General features: G+C 60.0%; 11 protein-coding genes. 9 read left to right on the forward strand and 2 right to left on the reverse strand.

The annotated features are described in order from the left end of the window. Positions 1–91: 91 nt before the first annotated feature. The 8 genes from B0G71_RS06005 (at position 92) to B0G71_RS06040 (ending at position 10778) form a co-directional block, all read left to right on the forward strand. A complete protein-coding gene (locus B0G71_RS06005) occupies positions 92–865 on the forward strand; it encodes an enoyl-CoA hydratase-related protein (protein WP_116140399.1) in 774 nt (257 codons plus the stop codon). 43 nt (positions 866–908) lie between these two features. Then, entirely contained in the window at positions 909–2987 is a 2079-nt protein-coding gene (locus tag B0G71_RS06010; protein ID WP_116140401.1) for a 3-hydroxyacyl-CoA dehydrogenase NAD-binding domain-containing protein, read from the forward strand. 28 nt (positions 2988–3015) lie between these two features. After that, positions 3016–4191 (forward strand): acetyl-CoA C-acyltransferase, encoded by a 1176-nt coding sequence (locus tag B0G71_RS06015; RefSeq protein ID WP_116140403.1) that lies wholly within the window; start codon positions 3016–3018, stop codon positions 4189–4191. A 23-nt stretch (positions 4192–4214) separates the two neighbouring features. Continuing rightward, positions 4215–4997 (forward strand): SDR family oxidoreductase, encoded by a 783-nt coding sequence (locus B0G71_RS06020; RefSeq protein WP_116140405.1) that lies wholly within the window; start codon positions 4215–4217, stop codon positions 4995–4997. A gap of 53 nt (positions 4998–5050) precedes the next feature. Further along, complete coding sequence (locus B0G71_RS06025) at positions 5051–5839, forward strand: crotonase/enoyl-CoA hydratase family protein (RefSeq protein ID WP_116140407.1); 789 nt, start codon at positions 5051–5053, stop codon at positions 5837–5839. A gap of 92 nt (positions 5840–5931) precedes the next feature. Beyond that, on the forward strand, positions 5932–7836 hold the full coding sequence (locus tag B0G71_RS06030) for an acyl-CoA synthetase (protein WP_116140409.1): 1905 nt from the start codon (positions 5932–5934) through the stop codon (positions 7834–7836). 91 nt (positions 7837–7927) lie between these two features. Beyond that, positions 7928–9739, forward strand: coding sequence for an acyl-CoA dehydrogenase C-terminal domain-containing protein (locus B0G71_RS06035; protein ID WP_220377316.1), 1812 nt, complete (start codon positions 7928–7930; stop codon positions 9737–9739). Positions 9740–9776: 37 nt separating this feature from the next. Further along, positions 9777–10778, forward strand: a complete 1002-nt coding sequence (locus B0G71_RS06040) for a nitronate monooxygenase family protein (RefSeq protein WP_116140413.1) — start codon at positions 9777–9779, stop codon at positions 10776–10778. Between the two features lie 902 nt (positions 10779–11680). On the opposite strand, the gene B0G71_RS06050 is transcribed toward B0G71_RS06040, so the two are convergent. Both B0G71_RS06050 and B0G71_RS06055 read right to left on the reverse strand, forming a co-directional pair. Continuing rightward, positions 11681–12703 (reverse strand): IS110 family transposase, encoded by a 1023-nt coding sequence (locus tag B0G71_RS06050; protein ID WP_116140417.1) that lies wholly within the window; start codon positions 12701–12703, stop codon positions 11681–11683. A gap of 286 nt (positions 12704–12989) precedes the next feature. Further along, positions 12990–14009, reverse strand: a complete 1020-nt coding sequence (locus B0G71_RS06055) for an IS110 family transposase (RefSeq protein ID WP_116140419.1) — start codon at positions 14007–14009, stop codon at positions 12990–12992. A gap of 456 nt (positions 14010–14465) precedes the next feature. Between B0G71_RS06055 and B0G71_RS06060 the strand changes: the two genes are divergently transcribed. Further along, on the forward strand, positions 14466–15353 hold the full coding sequence (locus B0G71_RS06060; protein WP_220377317.1) for a hypothetical protein: 888 nt from the start codon (positions 14466–14468) through the stop codon (positions 15351–15353). The last annotated feature ends 259 nt before the right edge of the window (positions 15354–15612 follow it).

Consider the following 15612-nt stretch of genomic DNA (forward strand, 5'->3'; position numbering starts at 1 on the left):
GAGCCAGTTCCGACAGCCAGACAGCGGCTCGAAGTCCACACTCTCTTTTCAGGAAACGACATAAACCGTCGAACTGAAGGGAGAGAAAACGATGAGCGCAGAAGTGCTGGTGCAGGTCGACGAGCGTGTGCTGGTCGTGACGCTTAACCGGCCCGCGAAGAAAAACGCGATTACGGCATCCATGTACGGTGCGCTGGCCGCCGCGATGACCGACGCGGACCGACGCGACGATATACAGGCCGTGCTGCTGAAGGGGGCGGCCGGCAACTTCACCAGCGGGAACGATATCGGCATGTTCGTCGATGCTCCCGACGGGGCGCATCGCGGCTCGCGTGCGAATGACTTCCTGCTAGGCATGACCGCGTTGCGCAAGCCTGTGGTTGCATGTGTCTGCGGGCATGCGGTCGGTATCGGCGCAACGGTCCTGTTGCACTGTGATTACGTCGTTGCGTCCGACGATGCGCGCATCCGCTTCCCCTTCGTTGATCTCGGGCTCTGCCCCGAATTCGCCTCTACCTTGCTGCTACAGCATGTGGTCGGCCGCAACAAGGCCACCGAATGGCTGCTGCTTGGCGCACCCATTCCCGCGGCCGAGGCGCACCTTGCGGGCCTCGTGAACCGCGTTGTGCCCGTCGCCATGGTCGGCGAAGAAGCACTGTCTGTTGCAAAACGTCTTGCCACCAAGCCGCGTGAAGCGCTACTTGCCACACGCAGCCTCATCCGCGAATCCACCGATCAACTGGTCCAGGCGCGCCTTCAGCGCGAAGGGACAGTTTTTGACGCCCTGCGCCGCTCGCGCGAAGCGCAGGACATCTTCCAGCATTTCCTGCAACGCGAGCCAGCAATGGCGTCCAGCCGCGGCTGAGCGTACTGCAGACCAACCGGTTTTCAACGCAAAGGGACCTGTCATGAGCACCGAATACTCCGTCGCTAACGACGTCGCCGTCATCACGATCGCCAATCCTCCGGTCAACGGGCTGGGACATGCCGTGCGGCTAGGCATTGTCGAGGGGCTTGATCGCGCGCTGGTCGACGGCGAGGTGAAGGCCATCGTCCTGACGGGGGCAGGCAAGGCCTTCTCCGGCGGCGCTGACATGAAGGAATTCAACGGTCCCATGACGGGCCGCGATCCGGGATTGAACACGGTCCTCGCTGCTATCGAAAACAGCCCGAAGCCGGTGGTCGCCGCGGTGCACTCGGTGGCGATGGGCGGTGGCCTGGAACTGGCAATGGCCTGCCACTACCGGGTTGCTGCGCGCGGTGCGCGCATCGCGCTGTCCGAGGTCACGATGGGACTTCTGCCGGGTGCGGGCGGCACACAGCGCCTGCCGCGCCTGATCGGACTCGAAGCGGCCACGAACATGATTGTGCACGGCGTGTCGATTACCTCGGACGCGCTTTCTGATTCCGGTCTCTTCGACCGGATGGCCGAAGGGGACCTGCTCGCCGATGCAATCGCATTCGCAAGCGAGATGGCGCGGCGCGGCGGCACGCATCCTCGCGTTCGGGACCGTGCGGTGCTGCATAAGAATCCTGAAGGCTATCTCGCCGTGGCGCGCCAGGCTGTTGCCGCGCAATACAAGGATCTTCCCGCACCGACGAGTTGCCTCAAAGCGATCGAGGCGAGCTTTGAATTGCCATTTGACGAGGGACTCGCGATTGAGCGCCGCCTTTTCCTAGAGCTGATGAACGGACCCGTGTCGAGATCGTTGCGTCACGCCTTCTTCTCCGAACGCGCGGCCGCGAAGCTGCCCGACGTACCGGAAACGACGCCGGACCGGGCGGTGAACAAGGTGGCTGTCGTGGGCGCGGGCTTGATGGGCAGCGGTATCGCCATGAATTTTCTCAACGCGGGAATGCCGGTCGTGCTGATTGACATTTCGGAGGCGGCGGTACAGAAAGGCGTTGCGGCGATTCGTGGGAACTACGAAGCGAGCGTCAAGAAGGGCAAGCTTGATGCTGCCGTGCTGGAAGCGCGCATGGCCCGGCTTCAGCCGAAGGTCTCGATTGAGCATGTGGCCGATTGCGATCTCGTCATCGAGGCCGTCTTCGAAGACATGGATGCAAAACTAAAAACTTTCCGGGCGCTGGACGAGGTGGCTCGTCCCGGTGCGATTCTCGCTACCAACACCTCAACGCTCGACGTCGACCGTATCGCTGCGGAAACCCGTCGTCCGCAGGATGTGATTGGCCTGCATTTCTTCAGCCCCGCCAACGTGATGCGCCTGCTCGAAGTAGTGCGCGGCGCAGCTACAGCGCCCGATGTCCTCAAAACGTCGATGCAACTCGCGCGGCGCATCGGTAAGGTCGCGGTGGTGTCGGGCGTCTGCGACGGCTTTATTGGCAATCGGATGATCGCACGCTATGCGCGTCGTGCCGGTGAGCTGCTGGAGCAGGGCGCGCTGCCCGAGCAGGTGGATCGCGCGGTCGAGCGCTTTGGCCTGGCGATGGGACCGTTTCGCATGGGCGATCTCGCGGGCAACGACATCGGCTGGGCGATTCGCAAGCGCCGCTATGAGGAAGATCCGTCGATGCCGCGTTTCGAGATTGCAGACCGGCTCTGCGAAGCCGGGCACTTCGGCCAGAAAACTGGCGCTGGATGGTACGACTATGTGCCTGGGCAGCGCAAGGCTGTTCCGTCCTCTCGCACGCGGGAAATGCTTCAAACCTGGTGGCGAGAAAAGGGGGTGACGCCTCGCCGCTTCAGCGACGAAGAGATCGTCAAGCGTCTGATTTACGCGCTGGTGAATGAAGGGGCTGAGATTCTCGAAGAGGGCATTGCTGCGCGCGCCTCGGATATCGACGCTGTGTACGTGCACGGCTACGGTTTCCCGCGCTGGCGCGGCGGCCCGATGTTCTACGCTGATACGATCGGTCTCTACGACGTGCGGCGCGCGATGCGTGGATTCAGCGCGGACGATCCGAGCTGGGCGCCCGCTGTGCTGATCGAGCGGCTCGCCGACGCAGGTACCGCATTCCACGCCTGATTTCCATCCACTCTAACGGAAGAAAAACATGAACGAGGCCGTCATCGTTTCGACCGCCCGCACCGCGCTGGCCAAAAGCTGGAAGGGTGCATTCAACATGACTCATGGCGCGACCCTTGGCGCCCACGCCGTCAGGCATGCGGTCGAGCGCTCCCGTCTTGCGCCCGACGAAATCGAGGATTGCATCATGGGCGGTACCTTTGGCGAAGGCACCACTGGCGGCAACATCGCACGGGCGATCGCCCTGCGTGCCGGGCTGCCGGTGACCGCGGGCGGCGTCAGTGTGAACCGCTTCTGTTCGTCGGGTTTGCAGGCGATCGCAATGGCGGCCCAACGTGTGATCGTGGAGGGGGCACCCGCGATCGTCGCGGGTGGCGTCGAATCCATCTCCTGCGTGCAGAACCAGGCGAACACCCATATGCGCCGCGATCCGTGGCTCGTCGAGCACAAGCCGGAACTCTACTGGAACATGCTGCAAACGGCGGAGCAGGTCGCAAGCCGATACGGCATCAGCAAGGACGATCAGGATGCCTACGGCGTGCGCAGTCAGCAGCGCGCTGCGGCGGCACAAGCCGCAGGCAGGTTCGAAGACGAGATCGTGCCGATGACCACCACAATGGGCGCGGTCGGCCCGGACGGCCGCATCGTGACCCGCGAAGTGACAATCGCGGAGGACGAGGGAATTCGCTCCGATACCACGCTTGAAGGCGTGGCGCGCATCCGTCCGGCACTTCCCGGTGGTGTGGTGACGGCTGGTAACGCGAGCCAGTTCTCGGATGGATCATCGGCTTGCGTCGTGATGAACGCAAAGCTTGCTGAGCAGCGTGGCCTGGAGCCGCTCGGGCTGTTTCGAGGCTTTGCCATCGCAGGCTGCGAGCCGGACGAAATGGGCATCGGTCCGGTCTTCGCAGTCCCCAGGCTGCTCGAGCGCGCGGGCGTCAAGCTGGAGGACGTCGGGCTGTGGGAGTTGAACGAGGCATTCGCCTGCCAGGTGCTGTATTGCCGCGATAACCTTGGGATCCCTGACGACATGTTGAACGTCAACGGTGGCGCGATCGCGGTTGGTCATCCCTACGGGGTCACCGGCTCGCGTTTGACTGGTCATGCACTCATCGAAGGCAAGCGGCGTGGCGTGAAGTACGTCGTCGTGACGATGTGTATTGGCGGGGGGCAAGGCGCTGCCGGCCTATTCGAAGTTCTTTGAACGCTTGAGACAAGGAGACGTAAATGACAGCAGTAGCGAAGCTTTTCGATCTGCGCGGCCGCACCGCGCTCGTGACCGGGGGCTCCAGCGGGCTCGGCTTGCAGATCGCGGAGGCGCTTGGAACGCAGGGCGCCCGGGTTCTCATCTCGGCGCGCAAGGCGGATGGGCTCCAGACGGCGCAGGCACACCTGGCTTCTCTTGGTGTCGATGCGGACTGGATTGCCGCGGACAACGCACAGGAAGAAGAGATCGAGCGGCTCGCGAACGAGGCCGTGCAGCGTCTGGGCCGCGTGGACATTCTGGTGAACAACGCGGGAGCCACGTGGGGCGCGACGACGGCCGATCATCCGCTGGCTGCATGGGACAAGGTGATGAATCTGAACGTGCGCTCGATCTTTCTGCTCACGCAAAAGATTGGCCGCCTGTCGATGATTCCGAACCGCCATGGTCGCGTCATCAATCTCGCTTCCATCGCCGGGCTTAAGGGCAATGGACCGCACGCACAAGCCACCCTTGCCTATAACACCAGCAAGGGCGCGGTGGTGAATCTCACGCGCGCATTGGCGGGTGAGTGGGGGCCACACGGCATCACGGTGAACGCGCTCGCACCGGGCTTTTTCCCCTCGAAGATGACGAAGGGCACCATCGAAAAGCTGGGCGTCGAAAAGCTCTCGGAGCGTGCGCCGCTACAACGCATCGGCGACGACGACGATCTGAAAGGCGCGGCGCTGCTGTTTGCCAGCGACGCGGGCAAGCACATCACCGGCCAGATCCTCGCCGTGGACGGCGGGATTACGGCTGTCTGAACCAGCGTCCGAACTTCCATCTACGACGAATTCCGTACTCAAGGAGCACAGCAATGATCAATGAAGCAGCGACGCCCGAAGTCCGTATGAGGGTAGTGGATCACATCGCGGTGATTTCGCTCGACAACGCCGCGAAGAAAAACGCGATCACGCCCGAGTTGATGCAGCAGTTGTCGCAACGTCTGACCGAGTTCGACGATGATGACACCCTCTGGGTGGCTGTGCTCGACCCAGCTGGCGAGCACACCACGGCAGGCCTGGACATGCCGAAATTCTTCGGCCCGAGCGCGACGGCCAAGCCGATTCCTGACAACCAGGTCGATCCATTCGGCCTCAAGCGACGCTGCCGCAAGCCGGTGATTTCCGTTGTGCACGGCATTACCTACACCATCGGCATTGAGCAGATGCTGGCATCCGACATCGTCATCGCGGCCGACACGACGCGCTTCTGCCAGCTCGAATCGAAGCGCGGCATCGCCCCGCTCGGCGGCGCGCATTTTCGCTATCTGACACGCACTGGTTGGGGCAATGCGATGTATCACCTGTTCCTGTGCGACGAGTTCTCCGCTCAGGAGGCGTTGCGTTGCGGCTTCGTGCAGGAAGTGCTTCCGTATGGCCAGCACCGTGAGCGTGCTATGGAAATCGCTGGCCTGATCTGCAAGGTTGCGCCGATCGGTCTGCGCGCGACCAAAGCCGCGGCGCTGACCTACATCGAGCACGGCGAAAAGGCCGCGATCGAGGTCATTCCGCGCGTGCGCGAGGAAGTGTTCGCATCGGAAGATTTCAAGGAAGGTATCCAGTCGTTCGTCGAGCGACGCGAGGCGCGCTTCAAGGGACATTGAGCGGCGGCGCGACTCTCGCTCACTATGCGCGGCAGCATGTCGCGCCGCGCATACTCGCTTCAAAAAAGAAGCTGGAACAGGAGACGACCAGAATGGCTTGCGCAACATCCCGTTTGCCGGACTACTACTCACCGGAACTGCTGCTCAGCGAAGCTGATGTAGCGCGCTTCGAACAGGTGCCACTGGAATCGCGCAATCTGCCGGTGTCGACCTACCAGATGCTGATGGATGGTTGCAGCATCGATCCGGACAAGGTCGCGATCCATTTCTTTACCGACGGCGCCCGCCCGCTAGAGACCGCGCGGCAGATCACGTTCGCACAGGTGCGCGCAGGTGTTCATCAGACCGCGAATCTGTTGACCGAGCTCGGCATCGGCAAGGACGATGTGGTTTCGGTTCTGCTTCCTGCGATTCCCGAATCGCAATACGTGCTGTGGGGCGCGCAGGCAGCAGGGATTGTGAACCCGGCGAACTGGATGTTGGAGCCGGAAATCCTGACCCAGATGTTTCGCGCGGCGGGTACGAAGGTCCTTGTTGCGTTTGCCGGCGACGACCATCCGGATATCTGGGCCAAGGCGGAGGTGGTCGCGCGAGGCGTACTGTCGATCACCGCATTGGTCCGCGTTGGCGGCAGGGCAGGAGGTGTCGAAGCTGTGGCGGACGTCCCCATTATCGATTTCGATACCGTGCTCGAACGCTTCCCGGAAGACCACCTCGTCTCGGGGCGCGTATTTGCACCCGACGACACCGCGTCACTCTTCCATACCGGCGGGACTACCGGCGCGCCGAAACTTGCGCGTCATCTCCATCGCAACCAGGTTTTCTGGATCTGGGCATCGATGCATCTTTCGGGATTTGATGATGACGAAGTCCGTCTGGTCGGCGTGCCCATCTTCCACGTCGCAGGAGCTGTGGTGGGCTGTTACGGACCGCTGGCCAAGGGTTCGACGATGGTCCTGATGACCTCGGCGGGCTTCCGCAACCGTACCGTACTTCCCAACATATGGCGGATTGTCGAAGCGTTCGGCGCCAACATGCTGACCCTCGTGCCGACGCTGGTCAACCAGGTGCTGTCGATTCCCCTAGGTGGAGCGGACATCTCGACGCTCAGCTATGTGGCGTCGTCGACGGCGCCGTTATCGACGATTGTTGCCCAGGCATTTCATCGGATGACCGGCTTGCGCATACGGGAAAGCTGGGGCATGACGGAAACGACCGCCGTCACCTGCATCACGCCGCCCGTTGATGACGTCAAGGTTGGAAGTTCCGGCGTACGCCTGCCTTATCAGCAGGTGCGCGTGGTACGGATCGATTCCACGGGGCACGCATCGGACTGCGCGCCGGGTGAGTCGGGGCTGGTGATCGTGCGTGGCCCGTCGGTGTTTCCAGGGTATCTCGACGACGCGCAGAGCGTGCGCTGGCTCGATGGCGACTGGCTCGATACCGGCGATCTTGGTTATCTCGACGAACAGCGCTGGCTATGGATCACGGGCCGCTCCAAGGATCTAATCATTCGTGGCGGCCATAACATTGATCCCAAAATGGTCGAAGAAGCTCTGTTCGCGCATCCGGCGATCCAGGACGCCGCAGTGGTTGGCGCCCCGGACGCGCACGCGGGTGAGGTGCCGGTGGCTTATGTGGTGGTCAAGCCGGGTGAAAACGCTACCGCGGACGCTGTTCTGCGCTTTGCCGCGGAGCATGTACCGGAGCGCGCAGCCGTACCGAAGCACTGCTACGTGCTGCCCGAGATGCCCAAGACGCAGGTGGGCAAGATTCAGAAGAACGTGCTGCGGCTTGATGCGATCGAGCGCATGTTTCGTGCAGCGCTCGACAAAGCCGGCGCGGGCGAGCTCGCGGCGTTGCGAGCAACAGACCGGGCAAGTAACGGATTCTTCGTCGAAATCGTTTTGCAAGATAGCACCTACGATAAGGAAAAGCTCGCCGAAGCATTACGTAGTTTTACGATCCCACATTCAATCCGGCATGCTAATGAATGATGGAGTGAAGGTTGTCAATCAACGCTATTTGAATCGCGAACGCTCGTGAAGGCGGCCGATGCCGCTTCGTATTGATCAGGAGAATATTGCCGTGTCCATTGTTTATAACGCGCCTGTTGAGGACTATCTTTTCCTGCTGCACGACGTGATCGGCCCGCTTGCGCCTCATGCAATCGGCGATCTGTCGCGCGATGATACCCGCCAGGTGCTGGAACAGGCGGCGCGCTTCTTCGAGGAAGTCTGGGCGCCGTTGGATGGACCGGGCGACGAGGCTGGCTGTCGGCTCGAAAACGGAGCGGTCAAAACCCCCCCGGGTTATAAAGCCGGTCACGCCGCGCAATGCGAGGCGGGCTGGAACAGCGTATCTGCGCCGGAGGCTTATGGCGGCGCCGGATTGCCCGACTCGATTGGTCAGGCAGTACGAGAGTTTTCGGCGTCTGCGTGTAACTCGCTCGGCCTTTACACAGGGCTAACCAGCGGTGCACACGCCACCATTCGACGCACTGGTGATGACTGGATGCTGCAGCATATCGTCCCGCGCATGGTGAAAGGCGAATGGGCGGGCACGATGTGTCTTACCGAGCCGCACTGCGGCACCGATCTGCGTCTCATGAAAACGCGTGCCGTCCCGCAGGCCGACGGCACGTGGTGTCTGAGCGGTACGAAGATCTTTATTTCGGGTGGCGATCAGGACCTGAGCGAAAACGTCATCCACCTCGTGCTTGCGAAGGTGCCGGATGAGAATGGTCGTATTGTCGAGGACCTGTCTACTGTCAAGCTGTTCCTTGTATCCAAACTGTCGCTGGATACGGTCACCGGGGCACTACGCGGAGCCAACGGCGTCACCGTCACTGGCATCGAACGCAAGATGGGGCTCAAAGGCAGTGCTACATGCACGCTCGCCTTCGAGAACGCGCGCGCATACCCGCTTCAGGAGTCGAGGGAGGCAACCGGTGCTGCACGTAAGTCGTCGGCGGGTATGAGCGGCATGTTCGACATGATGAATTCGGCGCGCCTGGGTACGGGTTTACAGGCGCTCTCATCTGCCAATCGTGCATATGGCCATGCAGCGCAATACGCGCGCGAACGGCTTGCCGGACGCGCTGCAAAGGCCGCCGATCGCACCGGCGGCGCGGCGGACCCGATCGTGGTTCACCCCGATGTGCGTCGCCTTCTCCTGAAACAGGCCTCGTTTATCGAAGGCGCGCGCGCACTGGGACTGTACGTGCGTGCACTACTCGACGAACCCGATGAAGCGCGACGGCCGCAGCAAGCCGCATTCGCAAGTCTGCTCACGCCGGTCGTGAAGGCATTCTTCAGCGACCGCTCGTTTGAGTCGGCGAATGATGCGATGCAACTGATGGGTGGCCACGGTTATATCCGCGAGAATGGCGTTGAACAACTCGTTCGAGATGCCCGCATTTTCCAACTCTATGAAGGCGCCAACGGCGTGCAGGCGCTGGACCTTGTGCTGCGGAAACTGTCGTCGTACGAAGGGCGGCCGTTCGCTGAATTTCTGGCGATGCTGGATGCCACTACACGCGAAGTGCAAGATCAGAAAGAACTGCGTCCGTATGCTGATGCACTCAACGCTGCGGCTTTGGAGGCGCGGGATTGTGCGAGCTGGTTCCGTGAGTCCTCGCGCGATGCTTACGACGTCGGCGGATCGTCCCACGACTTTCTGACGATGCTGGGCATTCTCGCATGTGCATGGATGTGGCTGCGCATTGCTTACGTTGCAAAGACGCTGCTGCCTCAGGCGGAAAACAGGGCGTTCTTCGAACGCAAGCTCGCGCTTGCCCGGTACTGGTTTGAACGCGAGTTGCCAGTGGTCTTTGCCCTGGGCCAGCGCGTCAGGACGGGGTCCGAATGCCTGATGACACTCCCGGCTGAGCAGTTCTGATCCGCGTGCCAATCTTCGAACGAAAGGAGCATCTGCAATGAAAACGCAGATCACAGATCTTTTCGGCATCCAGCACCCGATCATCCAAGGCGGCATGCACTATGTCGGCTTCGCCAGCCTGTCGGCGGCAGTTTCCAACGCAGGCGGTCTCGGCATTATCACGGCACTCACCCAGCCGACACCTGAGGCGCTGGCGAGCGAGATTCGCCAGTGCCGGGAGGCAACCGCAAAGCCGTTCGGTGTCAATCTGACGTTTCTGCCCGCGCGCAATCCGCCTGACTATCCGGGGTACGTAAAGGCCATCATCGAAGGCGGCGTCAAGATTGTCGAAACTGCGGGGAACAACCCGCAGCAGTGGCTGCCAGCCTTGCACGAGGCGGGCATCAAGGTGATCCACAAATGCACCTCTGTGCGCCATGCGCTTAAAGCGCAAGCCATCGGCTGCGACGCGGTAAGCGTCGACGGGTTTGAATGCGGCGGCCATCCGGGCGAGGACGATGTTCCGAATTTCATACTCCTGCCACGCGCGGCCGACGAACTGGAGATTCCATTCGTCGCGTCAGGCGGTATGGCAGACGGCCGTTCGCTGGTTGCGGCTCTTGCGATGGGGGCTGCGGGGATCAACATGGGCACGCGTTTCGTTGCGACCCGCGAGGCACCTGTTCATCAGAATGTGAAGGACGCAATCGTTGCTGCAACCGAACTTGACACCCGTCTCGTAATGCGTCCGCTGCGTAATACTGAGCGGGTTCTGAATAACCGGGGTGTTGAACGCCTGCTTGCGAAAGAGCAAAAGCTCGGTGCGGAAATCACTTTCGCTGACATCGTGCAGGAAGTGGGGGGCGTGTATCCGCGCGTCATGAAGGAGGGCGATCTGGATGCTGGAGCATGGTCTTGCGGAATGGTGGCAGGACTCATCCACGACGTCCCGACCGTCGCGGAGTTGATCGATCGCGTTATGCACGAGGCCGAGCAGATCATTGCGACACGATTGCTGGGATCTGTCGATGCTGCGAATTCCCGACTCTCGCGGGATTAGTGCATGAGTACGACATGCATGGAGAACGAGCGACTGATTGCCGCGACAGAGCCAACGCCGATGACGCTGACCTATGGCGTTGGTTTTCGGCTTTGTACGATGACGGTCGTATCAGATGGTGCAAGTCTGCACGGGGCTGGCTCGTAAGTGTCGATCATAGGCATCTTTCAACGGAGGATGACTTTGACAGCGCCATTCGAGCAGCACGAGAGCAATCATTCCTTCGCCAGCCAGTCCGAAGGCGTCCGTCCGGTCAAATTAATTCGCGTTCGGAGCTGTGACGGATGGCTATACGATGACTTCCCGGCATGGACTAGAAACAGCTACCGGAAAAATGCAAACAGATCGGCGTCTCCAAAAGTCTGACTAGCGTACGCGCGGTACGTTGCTTTTGTTCCGTGCAACTATTGATCTTGCCTCTAAGGGGCGCTCTGACCCGAAGCGGACCGCTGTCGGACGGCGGTCACTCGACTTCGCATTCCCGAGTGGCCACTTCTGGCCGAGGCTGTGTGAAAACGCAAAAGTACTCGGTTTTCGAGTGTCGCTTTACCCTTCCCAAGTTGCTGCCAAGCCGATACGGCGCGATCTGAAGGGTCGGTTTTTTAGAACGCCGCGTTCAGCATGCGTTTTCACACAACCTTATATGGACACCGCCCGGTTTGCCAAGTTGATCTTGATGTGATGCCGCAACAAGGTATCGGCTGCGGTCTTATATCCGGCTTTACGCGAGCCGAAGCCGCGAGCCCTGATGGAATGCGCCAGGAACGTCCTTATCTCGGCCGCGTGCTTCAGGCACAAGGGTGTGTTCAGGTTTGCGTTCCTGCGGTCCGACCTGTTTTGCCATCACAAGTAATCAACCATAGCAACCTACCGGTTCATCGAGGTCTCAGAGCCTCTTACAGTCAAGCTGGTCTTATGCTGACGTGATTCGCTTCGTAACTGCTCTTGTGGGCCAGTATGGCCCAGGCAGTTCGTGCCATCTTGTTCGCCAGAGCGACGGCTACCACGTTGGCGGGTCGTCGCTCCTGAATTCCTTTCTGCCACGCTGTTGGTACCTTCGTGTGGCACAGGACGGAGCGCGCTCCATGGATCAGCAGCGTGCGCAGGTACGGATCGCCTCGCTTCGAGATGGAGCACAATCGAATCTTCCCGCCCGTACCGCTTTGCCGCGGAACAAGACCGAGGAACGCAGCGAACTCACGCCCTGATCTGAAGGTCCTCGCGTCTCCGATTGTTGCTACCAGGGCCGTTGCGGTTAGCCTGCCGATGCCGGGCACGTCGGAGATCGCGCGACATGCCACTTCCTGTTTCTGCCAGGCACCAATGCGCTCCTCGAGTTGATCGATATCATCCTCGAACGCGTTGATGCGTCGTAACTGGTCTTGCAGATTAAGCATGATCGATGCGGGAAGTGTATCTTCCAGTTCTGCCATGCGCTGCCTTACCTCGGCAAGCCCTGCCGCACGTCCTGTGCGAAACGTCACGCCGAATTCGTAGAGAAACCCACGGAGCTGGTTGACCTGCATTGTTCGAAACTTGATGAGCTGCGAACGCATTCGGTGCAAGCTCAGCATCGCTTGCTGATCTTCTGTCTTCGCTGCGACGGTGCGCATTCCAGGTTGTTGAACCGCGGTCCATATCGCCTTCGCATCTGCCGCGTCGGTCTTGTTCGTTTGCACAAAGGGCCGGATAAACTGCGCATGCAACAACACGACCTCGTGTCCCAGTGCCTGAATTTTACGTGCCCACCAGTGAGCGCTCCCGCACGCTTCAAGAGCGACACGCCCGGCAGGACGCTGAGCCAGAAACGCGATCAGATCGTCACGGCCAAACCGCCGGTTCGCAATCTCGCCGGTTTGGGTGTCGACCCAGTACAACTGGAACACCCGCTTTGCAACATCCAGTCCGTATGTCGTAGCATTCATTTGGGGGCTATATGAGCGCCTCCCGTTTGCACAAGATTCGCATGTTCCAACGTTGACAGGATGGGTTGCAGCTCTATATCCGGGCTTATTGCAGCCGATGTTGCCGCTGCGGCCCCCTATGAAATCCGCTGACTCGCACCTCATTCCTCCGGCGAGCTCGAGGCTCTGCCCCAAATCCAGGTTTAGCAAGTCCCGGTCCGACCTGTCTTGTCATCACATACGTTGCCTGCGCAACCTTCAGCGTTCACCCTGTGTTAAATGTCACCTTCTGTGCCGTGCTAACCGGTCATGCCGGTTTCGCGCTCACGTATCCTTTCTGGTACGGTCGATCGTGAGCCAGCACTGCCCAGATCGTTCGTGCCATCTTGTTGGCCAACGCGACGATCACCACGTTCAACGGTCGCCGCTTCTTCATTTGCTCGATCCACGGGCCGGGCTCCTTTGCATTCGTCAACACGCTGCGCGCACCGTGAATCAGCAGCGTGCGCAGATATGTATCCCCGAGCTTACTGATCCCGTGCAGGTTTACCTTGCCGCCCGACCCGGTTTGCTTCGGTACCAAGCCGACCCACGCAGCGAACTCGCGACCGGATCTAAATGCCTTCACGTCGCCCATCATCGCGACTGCCGCCGTCGCTGTCAGCAATCCCACGCCCGGAATCTCGCTGATCGCCTTCACCGCGCGATCGTCCTTCTTCCATTCCCGCATCCGCCGCTCGATACGGGCAATCTGTTCGTCCAACTCCGCGACCCGGTTCCACTGCTCGCGTAAGGTATCGATGAGCACCGCGGGCAACCGATCCGCGACCCGTGCAAGTACTTCCGGAATCGCCTTCGTTATCGCGGGCCGGCCCTTGCCCATCACTTCACCGTATTCGGTCAGCATTCCGCGCAGGCCGTTGATTTGCATTGTGCGGAACGCCACCATTCGTTCGCGCATCCGGTGCAGCGCCAGCATCGCCTGCTGCATCTCTGTCTTTACCGCGACAGGCTTGCTCGGTTGCTGCACCGCTAGCCAGATCGCCCGCGCGTCCGCCGCATCGTTCTTATTGCGGATGTTGAACGCTTTCACGAACTCCGCCGGCATCAGCTTCACCTGATGGCCCATCTTCGTGAGTTGCCGTGCCCAGTGATGCGCACCGCCACAAGCCTCCATCCCGATCAGGCACGGCGCGCGATTCGCGAAATACTCGAGGAACTGCGCACGTTTGATCGGCTTGTTCACAACCTCCCCGGTCCCTTCATCCACGTAGTGCATCTGCATGACGTTCTTTGCAATGTCGATCCCAACGGGCGTAAGCTTCATGAGGGTCCTCCGGCTTGGCTCTGGAAAATCTCTATGATCTTCCGTTTTGGGCACTTTGATGCCGTCGCCCCGTGAGGGCCCACCTTTCTGCCTTCAACTCCTACCTCTCACGGGTGGGAGGCGCTCATTCCATTCCTCCGTTCCTCAAGTGGTTGTGTCGCAACTCCACTTTGGCACATTGATGCCGTTCGGTTCTGGAGGCCCTCAATCATGCCCCCTCCCCGAAGGGAGGGCGGTGTCCATTCCATCTCGGCCGAAGCGCGCCCTACGCCGGCGCCCGATAAATCGCCTCGGGCGCGGCGTTCATATAGACGGGATGCCGACCGGCTCCAGCGCTACCCGGGTTGATACACTTCTGTCCGCCACCTGTCGAATGAAAAAGCTCAAGGTTTTCGCTCGTCTGCCGCTATCCTACGTTGGACTGCAGTAAAGTAGATCACTACCGCCGAGCCGAGAATGACCGAACTAGCTAACCTGAACTACGTTAAAGCCTCTTTCATACAAATGAAGAAGCATCCCGTTTTCAACGAGCGGTGGCTGCAAGACCGCATCGCGGAGGATCCTTCAATTCTTGGCCTAGGTGACCTTGTCTTGAAGGATAAAGAGAGGATCCACAGCGGCGCCGGACGTTTGGACATGCTTTGCCAAGACGCAGACGCGAATAGGCGTTATGAAATCGAGATACAACTCGGGAAAACAGACGAGTCGCACATCATCCGTACCATCGAGTACTGGGATATCGAGCGAAAGCGCTATCCGCAGTACGAGCACGTGGCTGTCATTGTCGCCGAAGACATAACAAGCCGTTTCCTGAACGTTGTAAATCTATTTAACGGATTCATTCCGCTAATCGCTATTCAAGTCCGAGCGCACCAAGTGAACGGAACCATTTCTCTACTCTTCACGACTGTTCTGGACGAACGTACGCTGGGTTTGGTTGAGGAGGATGAAGAAGTTGCCGAAAGCACCGACCGTTCATACTGGGAAAAGCGAGGCACGAAAGCGACAGTGGGACTGGCGGACGACGTTCTCGAACTGATCAATGCTTCCGAACCAAAGCTTGTCCTCAAATACAACAAGTTTTACATCGGCCTGGCAGATAGCAATGGTAACTCAGATAACTTTGTCATTTTTAAACCCAAGAAAGACTGGCTGCGCATAGAAATCCGGCTGCCGCAAGACAGCGCGATCGAATCGAAACTTGAAGACGCCGGACTCAACGTTCTCGAATACAACACGAGAGAAGGGCGCTACAAGCTTCGCCTCACCAAGGCCGACTTGGACAGGCACCACGATCTTATTTCGGATCTTCTCAAAAGCGCGCGGGGCGACTATCAAGGTTGAGGGCTGCGACCACTGCTCCTAAACATACTTCTGTAGAAATATGCTTTCGATCATTAAGGCCCGGAAAAATCGCTTTGTCGCCGCTAAATCACGTAGCGGCGCAAGCGGAATTCCGTAACGATGGAGCAGTGCAATCAGGTCCCGCAAGTCGTCGCTGCTTAGGCGACGCAGATCAATATCAATGAGGAGATTCTTTCTCAGTCGTCGTGTTCATCATTCCTTCAGCGAGGTATGGCACGGTCAGCCAGAAATGGCTTCG

It is taken from the genome of Paraburkholderia sp. BL27I4N3 (genome assembly GCF_003386115.1).
Classification (GTDB): Bacteria; Pseudomonadota; Gammaproteobacteria; order Burkholderiales; family Burkholderiaceae; genus Paraburkholderia.

Bases quoted from the DNA above. Each gene is read 5' to 3' on its own strand.
- B0G71_RS06005 (WP_116140399.1), top strand. From the start codon at position 92: ATGAGCGCAGAAGTGCTGGTGCAGGTCGACGAGCGTGTGCTGGTCGTG.
- B0G71_RS06010 (WP_116140401.1), top strand. From the start codon at position 909: ATGAGCACCGAATACTCCGTCGCTAACGACGTCGCCGTCATCACGATC.
- B0G71_RS06015 (WP_116140403.1), top strand. From the start codon at position 3,016: ATGAACGAGGCCGTCATCGTTTCGACCGCCCGCACCGCGCTGGCCAAA.
- B0G71_RS06020 (WP_116140405.1), top strand. From the start codon at position 4,215: ATGACAGCAGTAGCGAAGCTTTTCGATCTGCGCGGCCGCACCGCGCTC.
- B0G71_RS06025 (WP_116140407.1), top strand. From the start codon at position 5,051: ATGATCAATGAAGCAGCGACGCCCGAAGTCCGTATGAGGGTAGTGGAT.
- B0G71_RS06030 (WP_116140409.1), top strand. From the start codon at position 5,932: ATGGCTTGCGCAACATCCCGTTTGCCGGACTACTACTCACCGGAACTG.
- B0G71_RS06040 (WP_116140413.1), top strand. From the start codon at position 9,777: ATGAAAACGCAGATCACAGATCTTTTCGGCATCCAGCACCCGATCATC.
- B0G71_RS06050 (WP_116140417.1), bottom strand. From the start codon at position 12,703: ATGAATGCTACGACATACGGACTGGATGTTGCAAAGCGGGTGTTCCAG.
- B0G71_RS06055 (WP_116140419.1), bottom strand. From the start codon at position 14,009: ATGAAGCTTACGCCCGTTGGGATCGACATTGCAAAGAACGTCATGCAG.
- B0G71_RS06060 (WP_220377317.1), top strand. From the start codon at position 14,466: ATGACCGAACTAGCTAACCTGAACTACGTTAAAGCCTCTTTCATACAA.